This window comes from Nonomuraea sp. NPDC049486 (assembly GCF_040676925.1).
Classification (GTDB): domain Bacteria; phylum Actinomycetota; class Actinomycetes; order Streptosporangiales; family Streptosporangiaceae; genus Nonomuraea; species Nonomuraea ferruginea.
Genome location: NZ_JBFAPV010000005.1, coordinates 531,925 through 545,331, shown reverse-complemented (window position 1 = coordinate 545,331; position 13,407 = coordinate 531,925). Strand labels below are relative to the sequence as shown.

At 71.7% G+C, this 13,407-nt stretch carries 9 protein-coding genes; 4 read left to right on the top strand and 5 right to left on the bottom strand.

Annotation, left to right across the window (positions count from 1 at the left end):
* Positions 1–41: 41 nt before the first annotated feature.
* The 4 genes from AB0K05_RS18470 to AB0K05_RS18455 all read right to left on the bottom strand — a co-directional run bounded on the left by AB0K05_RS18470 (position 42) and on the right by AB0K05_RS18455 (position 4,845).
* Positions 42–1,466, bottom strand: a complete 1,425-nt coding sequence (locus AB0K05_RS18470) for an L-fucose/L-arabinose isomerase family protein (RefSeq protein WP_364230311.1) — start codon at positions 1,464–1,466, stop codon at positions 42–44.
* Between the two features lie 14 nt (positions 1,467–1,480).
* Positions 1,481–2,386, bottom strand: a complete 906-nt coding sequence (locus AB0K05_RS18465) for a discoidin domain-containing protein (RefSeq protein ID WP_148030105.1) — start codon at positions 2,384–2,386, stop codon at positions 1,481–1,483.
* Positions 2,387–2,398: 12 nt separating this feature from the next.
* Positions 2,399–3,967, bottom strand: a complete 1,569-nt coding sequence (locus AB0K05_RS18460) for an alkaline phosphatase D family protein (RefSeq protein WP_364230308.1) — start codon at positions 3,965–3,967, stop codon at positions 2,399–2,401.
* A gap of 92 nt (positions 3,968–4,059) precedes the next feature.
* Positions 4,060–4,845 carry a DeoR/GlpR family DNA-binding transcription regulator gene (locus AB0K05_RS18455; protein WP_271279191.1) on the bottom strand — a complete coding sequence of 262 codons (786 nt, stop codon included), beginning with the start codon at positions 4,843–4,845 and terminating at the stop codon, positions 4,060–4,062.
* 213 nt (positions 4,846–5,058) lie between these two features.
* On the opposite strand from AB0K05_RS18455, the gene AB0K05_RS18450 reads away from it, so the two are divergent.
* From AB0K05_RS18450 to AB0K05_RS18435, 4 genes are read left to right on the top strand one after another with little or no spacing between them, the layout of a single operon-like run.
* Positions 5,059–6,363 (top strand): extracellular solute-binding protein, encoded by a 1,305-nt coding sequence (locus AB0K05_RS18450; protein WP_364230306.1) that lies wholly within the window; start codon positions 5,059–5,061, stop codon positions 6,361–6,363.
* Positions 6,360–7,274: a sugar ABC transporter permease gene (locus tag AB0K05_RS18445; RefSeq protein WP_364230304.1), complete on the top strand. Its 915-nt coding sequence runs from the start codon at positions 6,360–6,362 to the stop codon at positions 7,272–7,274. The genes AB0K05_RS18450 and AB0K05_RS18445 overlap by 4 nt, the downstream gene beginning before the upstream one ends.
* Positions 7,271–8,083: a carbohydrate ABC transporter permease gene (locus AB0K05_RS18440; RefSeq protein ID WP_148030109.1), complete on the top strand. Its 813-nt coding sequence runs from the start codon at positions 7,271–7,273 to the stop codon at positions 8,081–8,083. Before AB0K05_RS18445 ends, AB0K05_RS18440 begins: the two co-directional genes overlap by 4 nt.
* Positions 8,080–11,760, top strand: coding sequence for a hypothetical protein (locus AB0K05_RS18435; protein WP_364230300.1), 3,681 nt, complete (start codon positions 8,080–8,082; stop codon positions 11,758–11,760). Before AB0K05_RS18440 ends, AB0K05_RS18435 begins: the two co-directional genes overlap by 4 nt.
* On the opposite strand, the gene AB0K05_RS18430 is transcribed toward AB0K05_RS18435, so the two are convergent.
* Positions 11,750–13,276, bottom strand: a complete 1,527-nt coding sequence (locus tag AB0K05_RS18430; protein WP_364230297.1) for an ATP-dependent DNA ligase — start codon at positions 13,274–13,276, stop codon at positions 11,750–11,752. The genes AB0K05_RS18435 and AB0K05_RS18430 overlap by 11 nt on opposite strands.
* Positions 13,277–13,407 lie beyond the last annotated feature (131 nt).

Here is a 13,407-nt window from a genome sequence, read left to right as displayed (position 1 = left end):
GTGTCCGGCGGGCGGGCCGCCCGCCGGACACCGAGGGCGGGTCAAGGCTGGACGTGGATCAGGTCCGCGCCCAGGAGGTCGGCCGTGGCGCGCAGGTCCGCGGCCCGGTGACCGGTGCCCAGCGCCCAGTGGTGGGAGATGCCGGTGGCGCTCCACTCGTCGGTCCACTCGCCGGGGTCGCAGCCGAAGTCCACCCGGGAGGTGGTGTTGCCGATCCGCAGCAGCGGCCCGTCCACGACCTCGCCCTCCGAGACGACGAATCCGTAGCCGCCGTCACGCGCCTGGCGCAGCCCGAACACGGTGACCGGCCCGTGCTTGACGTCGAACTCGACCGACACGCCCCAGCCGCGCTTGCCGTGGTAGACGCCGAGCCCGCGCAGCAGCGGCTTGCGGGCGCTGATCGCCAGGTGGGCCGGGCCGTCGTGACCCATCTCGACGTGGCCGCGGTGGAAGTCGAGCGCCTGCAACTCGGTGAACGAGCCGCCGGCGCCGAGCCGGTCCATGATGAGCATCGCCAGGCTGGTGCGCAGCTCGTACTCGCCGGCGGCCGGGATGCCGCGGGCGGTGAGCAGCGACGAGCCGAGGATCATGCCCGCGCCGAGCCGCTCGTGGATCTCGCCGTCGAGGCCGCGGTGGTAGTAGGCGAGGCTGTCCAGCTCGAAGTCCTCGACCAGCCGGTCCAGGCCGACGGACACCCGGGCCGCCCAGGCCAGGTCGTCGTCGTCGACGGAGGCGTCCAGCTCGAACACCTCGCGGGCGAGCTTGACGCGCTCGTCCGCGTCGCCGTCGGTCACCTTCTCCACGCGGACGCGCAGGTCGTCGAACTCCAGCACCTCCACATGCCCGCCGAGGTTCGCGGTGACCAGGGTGAGGTCGGTCGCGACGTCCAGCATGCCGGGGTAGAGGTGGCCCATGAGGCCGTGCCGTCCCCGGCGCAGCGCGGCGCGCACGCCGGCCGCCCGCACCCAGCGGCCGATCTTCTGCCACGCCCGCTCGTCCTCCAGGTAGCCCGACACCGAGCGGAACGGGATGCCGAGCCGGGTGAACGCGTTGGCCATCTCCGGCAGCGGGCACGCCCCGCAGTAGGCCAGCCACTGGCCGGTGTCGAAGGTGGCGTGGTCCATCGACTCGGTCGGCTGCAGGTTGATCAGCAGCATCGGCGCGCCACTGCGCTGCGCGATCGGCGCCAGCATGGTGGCCGTCATGTACGTCGTGAGGAACCCGACGATGAGGTCACAGCCGGCGGCCCTGAGCTTCTCGGCCGCGGCCGCGCCCTCCTGGGCGTCCGAGATGAAGCCGACGTCGACGATCTCGGCGTCGAACTCCCCCATCCGCTCCGACACGCGCGCGGCCGAGCGCTGGAGCTGGGGGAGGAGGTCGGGGAACTGCGGCCAGTACGCTCCCAGCCCTCCGGCCACCAGCCCCACCTTGACGCGGGGCGGGGTGATGCGGGTGAACGTGCTCATCGGAGCCTCCTTCGTCAACGGACCTCGACTTCGACGATCCGGGTGTAGTCGTTGGCGCCGTTCGAGGCGAGCGCCACGATGCGGACGGCGTCCGCGGTGACGGCCGCGAAACCGGACTGCACGGCGCCCGTTGTGTTGCCGCGTACCTGGGCGACGGTCTGCCACTGGCCGGCCACCCGCGCCTGGACGTCCCAGTCGCGCAACCCGTAGCGCGCGGCCGGGTAGCGCTCGGAGTCGAGCGTGTACAGGTCCACGCGGGAGATCTGCCGGGCGCCGCCCAGTTCGACCGCGACGGTGTCGGGCCAGGAGCGGGAGGTGGCGTCGTTCCAGCCGTTGCCTCCGGCCCAGCCGCTGGAGGAGCGGTCGCCGTCCACGATGCTGCAGGCCGGGTAGTTGGCGTTGGCGTGCTGGGAGGAGGCGGTGACCGGGCGGCGCAGCGCGTGGTTGCCGCCGTTGTCGAGGCTGTCCACGGAGACGACCTCGACCGGCACCTTCACTGTCTGCGACGGGGTCCGCAGACGCAGTTCGTACGAGCCTTCCGCGGTGCCGGGAGGCGGGGTGACGAGCAGTTTCGTGCGGACCTCGTAGCCCGGCGGCAGGTAGCTGGTCAGCATGGTGCGGGAGGCGGTGAGCGGCCGGTCGATCTCCACGTCCATGGTGGCGTACCGGGCCTTCTTGGCGTCGCTGCGCAGGCCGATGTCCACCCGGGCGGGGCAGGAGGGGTCGGCGCCGAGGAGGGCGACGATCCGGTCGGCGCCCGCGACGGGGGTGAGCTTGCCGGAGCCCTTGGCGGATCCCGGCTTGACCTTCATCAGCACCGCGGGCGGCGGCTCGGGGGTGGGAGCGGGGGCGGGGTCCCAGGCGGCGGCGGTGGTGAGCGTGAGGGCGGCGGCGGCCAGCGCGGCGGTGAGGTGACGCATGATCGTTCCTTCCTAGAGCGCGTTGAGGCCGGGGGCGCCGTCGAGGGTGACCAGGCTGGCTCTGGTGGACACGGGGGCGCCGGGCCGGTCCACGTACGGGATGACCTTGTAGTCGGCCCGCCACTGGTCGCGGGTGACCTCGCAGGAGACGTAGCCGCGCTGGTAGCTGGAGAACCTCAGGTGCGGGTTGACGGGGTCGCTGCCGCCGGGCGGCAGTCCGGTGTCCGGGTTGCCGTTGCCGCCGCTGGTGATCGAGGTGCAGACGAACTCCACGCCGACGGTGCGGGAGGAGGGCTCGTCGAAGTTCTGCTTCAGCTCGCCGGCGAGGTTGTAGTGGATGTCGCCGGTCAGCACGACGGGGTTGCTCACCTGGCGGTCGACCATGCCGTTGACGACGCGGTCCTTGGCGGCCTCGTATCCGTCCCAGAGGTCCATGCTGAGCTGCTGGGCGGGGCCGGGGTCGAAGTCGAGCTGGATCATGGCGATCTGCTGGGCGAGCACGTTCCACTTGGCGGGGGAGGCGGCCAGGCCGTCGAGCAGCCACGTCTCCTGCTCGGCGCCGAGCATCTGCCGCGCGGGGTCGAGACGCTCCTCGCAGCCGATCCGCTGGCCGTCGCCGCAGACCTGGTCGTCGCGGTACTGCCGGGTGTCGAGCACGTTGAACTCGGCCAGGTCGCCGAAGGTGAACCTGCGGTAGATCCGGGCGTCGGGGCCCTCCACGGGAGGCACCCTGACGGGCATGTTCTCCCAGAAGGCGCGGAAGGCGTTGGCGCGGATCACCAGGTAGTCCTGCTCGGTCACGTCGCCGCCGGGACCGTGCTGGCTGGCCCAGTTGTCGAGCACCTCGTGGTCGTCCCAGGTGACGATCCACGGCGCCCGGTGGTGGGCGGCCTGCAGGTCTGGGTCGCTCTTGTAGAGGCCGTACTGGATCCGGTAGCGGTCGAGGGTGTCGCACTGCACCCGGTACTGCTCGGGTACGGGGATGTTGCGGTTCCCGCCCGTCGGCCGGATGCCGTACTCGTAGAGGTAGTCGCCGAGGTGGAAGACCACGTCGGGGTTCTCGTCGGCGAGATGGCGGTAGGCGGTGTAGTAGCCGTCGGGCCACGAGGCGCACGAGGCGAAGGCCAGCCGCAGCGAGTCCGGGCTGCTGCCGGGGGCCGGCGCGGTCTTGGTGCGGCCGGTGGGGCTGATCTCGCCGCCGGAGCGGAAGCGGTAGAAGTACTCGCGGCCCGGCTCCAGGCCCTTGGCGTCGATGTGGACGGAGTGGCCGTACTCGGGGCGGGCCCAGGCGGAGCCGTGGCGGGCGCGCCGGGTGAACCCCTCGTCCTCGGCGATCTCCCATTCGACCTTGAGCTTGGCGAACGGCAGCCCGCCGAGTGGCTGTAACGGGTCGGCCGCCAGGCGCGTCCAGAGGATGACCCGGTCGGGCAACGGGTCTCCGGAGGCGACGCCCAGCCGGAAGGGGTAGTCACCCTTCACGGCGGCCTGCGCGGTCCAGGGGTCGGCCAGGTTGGTGGTGAAGGCGAGGGCGAGTGCGGAGCCGCCGAGCCCAAGGAAAGATCGTCGCGAGGGACGGTGCATGTTGCTTCCTAAGGTGGGGGGCGAAAGCCCTCACTTTGTAGCAAGATGCAATCGTTTTAACAAGCCTCAAGTTACAAATAACAGCTCCGGCGTTACAACTGCGCCACCTCGACGTGCGCGTGGTGGTCGCGGAGCCGTTGGAGCAGGTCGGCGGGGGCGTTGGCGTCGACCACCACGACGTGGAAGTCATCCAGCGGAGCCACCCGGTGCAGCGCCACCCGGGCCAGCTTGGAGCCGTCGACGGCGAGGATCCGCCGGGTGCCCGAGCCCAGCATCGCCCGCTTGACCAGCACGATCTCCTGCTCCTGGTGGAAGGCGTACTTCTCGGAGATGGCCGAGGTCGAGACCACCACCACGTCGGTGCTCACCGCCTCGACCGCGTCGACGCAGCCGAGACCGAGAAAAGAGTCATGCGTGGCGTGATATTCGCCGCCGAGCGCGATGAGCCGGATGTCGGGATGGCCGGCCAGGAGCCTGATGGCCTCCAGGAAGTTGGTCACCACGGTCAGCGGGGCGAGCTCCTGGAGCTGGCGGGCCACGGCCAGCGCGGTGGTGGAGTCGTCGAGCATGACCGAGCTGCCCGGCTCGATCATGCCCGCCACCACGCGCGCGATGGCGTCCTTCTCCGCCGTGTGGGCCTTGAGCCGGTAGGCGATGTTGCTCTCCCACACGTTGCTGGCCTGCGCGGTGGCCCCGCCGCGGACCTTGCGCACCATCCCCTGGCGCTCCAGCTCGTCGAGGTCGCGGTGGACGGTCATCACGCTGACCCCGAAGCTCTCGGCGAGCTCGGTCACGGAGACGGAGCCCTGGCGCACGATGTGCTCGGCCATGCCCTGCCATCGCGCTGACCTGCTGGAGGTGTGGGGCCGCGACTTCACCTGAGTCTCCACCTGCTCGGAGGGCTGCGAATTCTACTCTTGACACCCAACTTGGGCGACTCGTAGTCTCCCGGCATCTCTCAGATTTAACAAGTTTGATTGGTAAGTTAACAAACTCGCGGCCCGCTGTCCTTCGCGCAGCCGTCGTTAAAACGTTCGCATCGGCTACCACCTCCCGGGGATCACAACCCTCCGCACGACCGAGGAGAGACAATGACCGACCTGCTGCGTGAGGCCCGGCTGAGCCGGGGGAACTTCCTGCGCATGATGGGCGGCCTGGCCGCCGCCACCCTCGTCACCGCCTGCTCCACCCGCCCCGAGACCACGACCACGACCACCGGCGGGCAGAGCACGACCGAGCTGAAGTTCATCGGCGTGTCCGACCAGAAGGCGCCGATGGACAAGCTGGCGGCCGCCTACCAGCAGGCCCAGCCATCGGTGCGGATCGCCGCCTCGTACGCCCCCACCGACCAGGTGCAGACGTCGGTGCGCACCCAGCTCGGCGCCGGGAACGCTCCCGACCTGTACGTCGTGTACCCCGGCAACGGCAGCGCGATGTCGATGACCCAGATCGCCCAGGCCGGGCTGCTGGCCGACCTGTCGGCCCAGGCGTGGACGAAGACCATCCCCGAGGGCTTCAAGCCCGCCTTCCAGCTCGACGGCAAGACCTACATCCACTCGGCGGGCTCGTCGGTCATCGGCGCGGTCTACAACAAGAAGGCGTTCCAGAAGGCCGGCATCGAGGAGCCGCCGGCCACCTGGAGCGAGTTCCTGTCGGTCTGCGACAAGCTGAAGAAGGCCGGCGTGGTGCCCATCGCGCTGGGCGCGCAGACCCCGTGGGTCACCCAGCTCATCACCTACGCGCTGGTGCCCTCCACCGTCTACGCCAAGGACCCGACCTTCGACGACAGGCAGCTCGCCGGGCAGGCCACCTTCGCCGACTCCGGCTGGCGCCAGGCCATGGAGATGTACCTGGAGCTGCAGAAGCGCGGCTTCTTCAACGACAACGTCAACGGCACCACGTTCGAGCAGCAGACCTCCATGGTCGCCTCGGGCAAGGCCGCCATGGCCGTGCAGGTGTCGGCCGTGCTGCCCGACTTCCGCAAGGCCGCCTCCGCGCCGGACGACCTGTCGATGTTCCCGCTGCCGGGAGCCGACCAGGCGTCCGAGGTGTGGATCCCGGCCGGCGTCGTGGTCGGGCTCGGCGCGAACGCCAAGGGCGAGCGCGTCGAGGAGGCCAAGGCGTTCGTCGACTTCCTCGGCCAGCAGGAGAACATCAACGCCTGGGCCGAGGCCATCGCCGCCATCCCGCTCACCCAGGACGCCTCCTCCAAGGTCGACCCGGCCGTGGAGTCGTTCCTGCCGTTCACCAAGGACCGGGCGGTGCCGTTCATGGACCAGCGCTGGCCCAACGCCGAGGTGCAGCCGGTGCACTTCGCGGTGGTCCAGGAGCTGCTCGCCGGCAAGTCCACGATCGACGAGGCTCTGAAGAAGATGGACGAGGCGTACCGGAAGTGACCCCCCTGACTGCCTTCCGCGCCCGCGCCGCCCGCGTCGCGGGGCGGCGGCGGGTCAGCGCGGATGCTCCGCCCTGGCTGTTCGCCGCGCCCGCGCTGCTGGTCTACGCGCTGGTGGTGCTCTATCCCGCGGCGAGCGGCGTGGTGTACGCGTTCACCGACTGGAGCGGGATCGGCCAGGACATGTCGTTCGTGGGCCTGGCCAACTTCCGCACGCTGCTCGGCGACGAGCAGGCCCTGGGTTCCATCGGCAACACGCTGCTGCTCACCGTGGCGATCGTGTTCGTGCAGAACGCCGTCGGCCTGCTGCTGGCGCTCGGCGTGCACGCGAAGCTGAAGAGCCGGGCGCTGCTCCGGGTGATCTTCTTCGCCCCTGTCGTGGTCAGCCCCGTCATGGTGGCGTTCCTGTGGAAGTACATCTACAACCCCGACCCCACCGCGGGGCTGAACGGCCTGCTCGGGCTGCGCGTGGACTGGCTGGGCGACCCGTCGGTGGCGCTGTGGTCGATCGCCGGCATGGTCGTGTGGCAGTACGCCGGATATTCCATGGTCATCTTCCTGGCCGGGCTGGAGGGCGTGCCCAAGGAGCTGCACGAGGCCGCCATGATCGACGGCGCGGGCACGTGGCAGCGCTTCCGGTACGTCACTTGGCCGCTGCTGGCCCCCGCCGTGACGATCAACCTGATGCTGTCCACGATCGGCGGGCTCAAGTTGTTCGACCAGGTCTTCGCGGCCACGAACGGCGGCCCCGGCTACGCCACCGAGACGCTGTCGACGGTGCTCTACAAGCAGGCGTTCGTGTTCGGCAAGTTCGGCTACAGCACGGCGATCGCGCTGGTGCTCGCCCTGTTCGTGGCGGCCGTCTCCCTCGTCCAGGTCTACTACCTGCGCAACCGCGAGGTGACCGTATGAGAAGGACCTTCCTGCTCGAGATCGTGATGATCGCGGCAGCGGTGGCGTTCATGTTCCCCGTCTACACGCTGGTGTCGCTGTCGCTGAAGGACCCCGCGCAGATCTCGCAGTCGCCGCTGGCCCTGCCGGACCCGCCCACGGCCGACAACTTCGCCAGCGCGTGGACGGCCGCGGCCCTGGGCCCCTCGCTGGTGAACAGCACGGTCATCACGGTGGTCAGCCTGGTGGCGCTCATCGCGCTCGGCTCGTTCGCGTCGTACTTCCTGGCCCGGGTGAAGACCCGCCTCGGGTACGGGCTCTACATCCTGTTCCTGCTGGGCATCGTGCTGCCGTTCCAGCTCGGCATGATCCCGCTCTACCAGCTGGTGACCGAGCTCGGGCTGATCGGCACGCACGCCGGGATGATCCTCTTCTACACCGGCATCCAGCTGCCCTTCACCGTCTTCCTCTACACGGGCTTCATCCGGGCGCTGCCCCGCGACTACGCCAGCGCCGCCCAGATCGACGGCGCCTCGCACCTCGTGGCGTTCACCCGGGTCGTCTTCCCGCTGCTGCGGCCCATCACCGGCACGGTGCTGATCCTCAACGCCGTCTTCATCTGGAACGACTTCTTCACGCCGCTGATCTACCTCGGCGGCTCCGGCTACGAGACGGTCCCGGTCAGCGTCTTCGCCTACGTGGGCCAGTACGTCTCCCAGCACGGCCTGGTCTTCGCCGGCCTGGTGCTCGGCGCGCTGCCGATCGTGCTGGTGTTCCTGGCGCTGCAGCGCTACGTCATCAAGGGCTTCGCGAGCGGACTCAAGGGATGAACGTCCACGACCTGCTGCGGGAGCCGCCCCCGGAGTTCTCCCCGGCCGCCATCTGGTGGTGGAGCGGGGAGCCGCTGCGCCGCGACCGGCTGCGCTGGCAGATGGAGCGCCTGGTCGCGGGCGGGGTGCGCAACCTGGTGATCCTCAACCTGGCGCCCTCGGGGCCGACGTTCGGCGCCGACGCCGACGACCCGCCCTTCATGTCGGACGCGTGGTGGGAGCTGCTCGACGGGGTCTGCGCCGACGCCGCCGAGCTGGGCGCGCACCTGTGGTTCTACGACCAGCTCGGCTTCTCCGGCGCCGATCTGCAGGCGCGGCTGGTGGCGGAGCGCCCGGAGTTCGCCGGTCAGTGGCTGGCCCCCGACGGCTCCGTGACCTCGCGCGGTTTCGACTACCTGTCGCCCGAGGCGTGCGCGGTGCTGCTCGACAAGGTGCACGGCGAGTTCGAGCGGCGGGTGGGACACTGGTTCGGCCGGGTGATCGCCGGGTCCTTCCAGGACGAGCTGCCCACCCTGCCCACCTGGTCGGCCCGTTTCGCCGAGGAGCACCTGGCCCGCCGCGGCGAGCCGTTCACGATCGAGGACCCTGACTGGCTGGCCTACCAGCGCACCCGCGCCGAGCTCGCCGAGGAGGCGTTCTTCCGGCCGCTGGCGCGCTGGCACGAACGGCACGGCCTGGTGAACGGCTGCGACCAGCAGGACCCGGCCCGCGCCGGACACCCGGTGGCGGGCGTGCAGCTGTACGCCGACTACGCCGGCACCCACCGCTGGTTCGGCGCGCCCGGCTCCGACCACCACGGCGACGCGCGCCTGCACGCCTCGCTCGCCCACCTGTACGGCAGGCCGCGCACCTGGATCGAGGCCTTCCACTCCAGCGGGTGGGGCGGCACGCTGGAGGAGACCCTCGACTGGCTGCTGCCCTGGCTGCGGGCCGGCGCCACCCTCTACAACCCGCACGCCGTCTACTACACGACCCGGCGCGGCTGGTGGGAGTGGGCGCCGCCGTCCACCGACTGGCGTCAGCCCTACTGGCGTCACCACCGCGTCTTCGCCGACGCGGTCACCCGTTTGTGCGCGGCCCTGTCGCAGGGCCGCCACGCCTGCGACGTCGCCGTGCTGCTGCCCACCGCCACCGCCCAGGCGGGCACCGGGACGGGCCACGTGGACGCGGCCGCCGCCCGCGCCGACGAGGTCTACCGGGAGATCGTCGGCGACATGGCGTGGTTCGCCACCCGTCCCGGCGTCCTCGACCGGCTCGGCCTCGACGCCGACGTCATCGACGAGGACTCGGTCCGGCGGGCGACCGTCGCGGACGGTCGCCTCACGGTGTCCACCGAGGCCTACCGCGCGATCATCCTGCCCGCCGTCACGGAGCTGGACCAGGACGTCGCCACCAGGCTCGCCGACTTCGCCGCGGGCGGCGGCCTCCTCATCACCGTAGGCGACCCCCCGCAGCCCTTCCTCGACGCCCACCCGGCCCGCCCCGCGGCGGCCTCGGCCGGATCTCAGGACCTCTCTTCGGGTACGGGCGCCGCTCCTGCGGCGACCCCGGCCGGGTTCAAGGACGTCTCCTCCGGTACGGGCACGGCCGCTCCTGCGGCGACCCCGGCTGGATCTCAGGACGTCTCCTCCGGTACGGGCGCCGCTCCTGCGGCGGCCTCGGCCGGATCTCAGGATGTTTCTTCCGGTACGGGCGCGGACGGTTCCGCGCGATCCTGGGGGCTCTTCTCCGACGTGGGCGGGGTTCGTCGTGTGGCGACTCCTACCGGGCTGGGGGAGGCGCTGGCGGAGTTGCCGCGTCGGGTCGAGGCGCCGGTTCCGGCGCTGGTGCGTGAGACCGGCGACGCCACGCTGGTGTTCCTGACGGCCGCACACCCCATGGCCAGCAGGATCAGCGTGGGCCGGCCCGACAAGCGCGGTGTGGACCTCGGCTGGCTGGACGCCGTCATCGACTTCGACCCCGCCAGGTACGCCCGCGACATGCGGATCACGGTCAGGGGCGTCTCGGGCACGCCGCTGCTGGCCCGCCTCTTCGACGGCGGTGAGCCACGCCCGCTCCCGCACACCCGCCACGGGGACGCCGTGGAGGTCGTGGTGCCGTTCGACGACGGCCCCGCCGCGCTGCTCGTGTTCGACGGCACCCCGGCCGAGCCCGTGCCGGACGCGCCCCCGTACCCGGTCGAAACCGATCTCGGGGAGGACTGGGAGGTCGAACTGGTCCCCACCCTGGACGACACCTGGCACGACTTCGGCGGCGGCGCGACGGTCGAGCGCTGGACGTTGCGGACGCCGGAGGGGGAGGCGGTGCACGTCACGTTCGGGCCCCGGGGGGAGCAGCGGGTCGGCGACGGCCCCTGGACCCCGTCGGTGTGGTCGCTCTCCCGGGGGCTGCGCAAGGATCCCGTGCACCGGGACACGCTCGGCCCCAAGGGCCGGGTGCCGGCCGAGTTCCTCGCCTTCGGCAGGGTCACGGCGGGCGCCGAGGCCCGCTTCCGTACTCTGCTCACCGTGCCGCAGGGCCGGCCCGCCTGGCTCGCGGTAGGGGCCGGGGCGGAGAAGGCTCTGTGGCTCGACGGCGAGCGGATCCCGCTGGACGACCGGGGTTACGCCGCCGTGACGGCGGCGCCTGTCACGGCCGGCGAGCACGTGCTGGAGCTGCGGCTGACGCCGGAGGAGGAGCTCGACCTGCGCGCCTACGTCTGCCTGGTCGCCGATCCCGCCGACGCCGCCGTCCCGGAGTGGATCGCCGGGACGCCGCTGGAGACCACCGTCAACCTCGGGGACGGGCCGTACGAGCTGCTCCAGGTCGCCTCGACCGCGTACTGCCGGGTCCTGGTCAACGGGCGGGAGGCGGGCAGGCAGGGCGGCTTCGACCCGTACGCGGAAGCGGACATCCCCAGGGTGCGCCGTTACGACGTCGCGCACCTGCTGCACCCTGGCGCCAACACGATCCGGGTGGAGTCCGGCGGCTGGGTGCTGGTGGACGGGCTGGCGGTGTCCGGCCCCGGATGGTCAGGGGACGTCCGGGTCCGGCGCCGCCAGCACGGCGACCCTCCCGCTCTCCACCTCCGGCCCCGCCCTCACCCGCTGCCGGAAGCCGGGTGGCTCGACGGCCGCCCGGTCGCGCTGCCCGCCGGGTTCGCCGTGCCGGGCGCGCGCCCTCGTACGGAGGTCTTCGTCGTGGAGGCGCCGCCCGGCGCGAGCGGCGTCGAGGCCGGCGGGGCCCGGGCGCGCTGGACGGAGGACGGCGCGGTCGAGCTGCACGCCGTCACGGCTCCGGGAGCCCAGGGCGGAGCCGCCTTCACCGGCCCGGTGCGGTTCACCTGCGGACCGGGCCGGATGCGGCTGGGCGACTGGGAGGAACGCGGCCTCGCCGGATACAGCGGCGGTGTCCGCTACCGCACCACCGTCACTGCGCGTTCCGGGCCGGGCGTGCTCGACCTCGGCAGGGTCAGGGGCACGGCGGAGGTGACGGTGAACGGGCGTCCGTGCGGGATCAGGGTGTGCTCGCCGTACGCCTTCGACGTCGACCTGGACGACGGCGACAACGTGGTGGAGATCCTCGTCCTCGGCACGCTGGGGCCCTATCTCGACGAGGTCAGCCCCACCCACTTCGTCTTCGCCGGCCAGCGCGTCAGCGGCCTCTTCGGGCCCGTACGGCTGCGTACTAGATCATGAGAGCGCGGACCGTCTCGACCGTGTCGGCGTCCTCGGCGCGCTTGTCGGGACGGTAGCGCAGGACCCTGGCGAAGCGGAGGGCCATGCCGCCCGGATAGCGGGGCGACCGCTGCACGCCGTCGAAGGCGACCTCCACCACCAGCTCGGGACGGACGCGGACCGTCCACTCCGTGGTGGGGCCGTCGGCGAGCGCCAGGAAACGCTCCGTCTGCCAGGCGAGCAGCTCGTCGGTCAGGCCCTTGAAGGTCTTGCCGAGCATGACGAACCCGCCCGTCTCCGGGTCGCGGGCACCGAGATGGAGGTTGGACAGCTTGCCCTCGCGGCGGCCGTGACCCCACTCGGCGGCCAGGACCACCAGGTCGAGCGTGTGGCGGGGCTTGACCTTGATCCAGCCCGCGCCGCGCCGGCCGGCCGCGTAGGCGGATGACAGCGCCTTGACCACCAGCCCCTCGTGGCCTGCCTTCACCACCTCGGCGAAGAACCGCTCCGCCTCCGCCACGTCGTCGGTGACGAGGCGCGGGGTGAGCAACGGCGGCGGAACGGTGGCCGCGAGCCTCTCCTGGCGGGCCGCGTACGGAAGATCGAGCAGGTCGGCGCCCTCGACCCGGAGCGCGTCGAAGAAGAAGACGCTCAGCGGCGTCTCCGCGCGCAGGCGATCGACATCGATCTTGCTGCCGGTGCGGGCGGCCGTCACCTGGAAGGGGTGGGGGCGGCCGTCGGGGCGGAGCGCGATCACCTCGCCGTCGAGCACCGCGTCTTCCACGGGGAGCGCCAGCACGGCCTCCACCAGCTCGGGGACCCGCGAGGTGAGGTCGTCGAGGGTACGGGTGAAGACCCTGACCTCCGAGCCCGAGCGGTGGGCCTGGACGCGGATGCCGTCGAGCTTCCACTCCAGCGCGGCGGGGGCGCCCGCCTTCGCCAGCGCGGCGGCGACGCCGGGGGCGCTGCCGGCGAGCATCGGCGAGACCGGGCGGCCCACCTCCAGCCGGAACTCCTTCAGGCGCGGCACGCCGCCCGCCAGCGCCGCCGCCCCGACCGCGGGCAACCAGCCGCGGAGCGTGAGCGCGCGGCGCACGTCGGCCGAGGGCGCCCCGGACGCCTTGGCGACCGCCTCGATCATCACGCCGTCGAGCGCGCCCTGCCGCAGCTCGCCGCCGAGCAGCTTGAGCATGAAGGCCTGCTCCTGGCTGGTCAGGCCGGCGAACAGCTCGTGCACCAGCGCCTTGCGGGCGGCCTGTGAGCCCTGGCCGGACACCGACTTGATCTTGGTGAGCAGGGCGTCGACGTCGGTCAGCGTGGCGGTCGCGGCCAGCTTCGGGCCGGGCAGGTCCTGGAGGGAGCGCCAGCCCACGCCGATCTGGCGCTGCGGCAGCTCACCCGACAGGTAGGCGATGGCGATCTCCGCCTCACCCGGGCCGACCCGGCCGAGCAGCTCGGCCAGATGGCCGATCTTCCCCAGCCGCGCAGGCGTGCGCGCCACCGCCTCGGACACCCGGACCACGTCGATCAGTAGCACACCGCTATCGTGCCTCACCACCACGACATTTCCGCAATCCCCCTTCGATTCGGCCCCCCGGAAGGGCGCGCGAATCCCGTACGAGAAAGAAAGAACCACATCACCGACCCCGGGAAGAACCCCGGCGAACG

What these genes read in the sequence shown, in the direction of transcription:
- AB0K05_RS18470 (WP_364230311.1), bottom strand. Translation starts at nt 1,466, where the DNA reads ATGAGCACGTTCACCCGCATCACCCCGCCCCGCGTCAAGGTGGGGCTG.
- AB0K05_RS18465 (WP_148030105.1), bottom strand. Translation starts at nt 2,386, where the DNA reads ATGCGTCACCTCACCGCCGCGCTGGCCGCCGCCGCCCTCACGCTCACC.
- AB0K05_RS18460 (WP_364230308.1), bottom strand. Translation starts at nt 3,967, where the DNA reads ATGCACCGTCCCTCGCGACGATCTTTCCTTGGGCTCGGCGGCTCCGCA.
- AB0K05_RS18450 (WP_364230306.1), top strand. Translation starts at nt 5,059, where the DNA reads ATGACCGACCTGCTGCGTGAGGCCCGGCTGAGCCGGGGGAACTTCCTG.
- AB0K05_RS18440 (WP_148030109.1), top strand. Translation starts at nt 7,271, where the DNA reads ATGAGAAGGACCTTCCTGCTCGAGATCGTGATGATCGCGGCAGCGGTG.
- AB0K05_RS18435 (WP_364230300.1), top strand. Translation starts at nt 8,080, where the DNA reads ATGAACGTCCACGACCTGCTGCGGGAGCCGCCCCCGGAGTTCTCCCCG.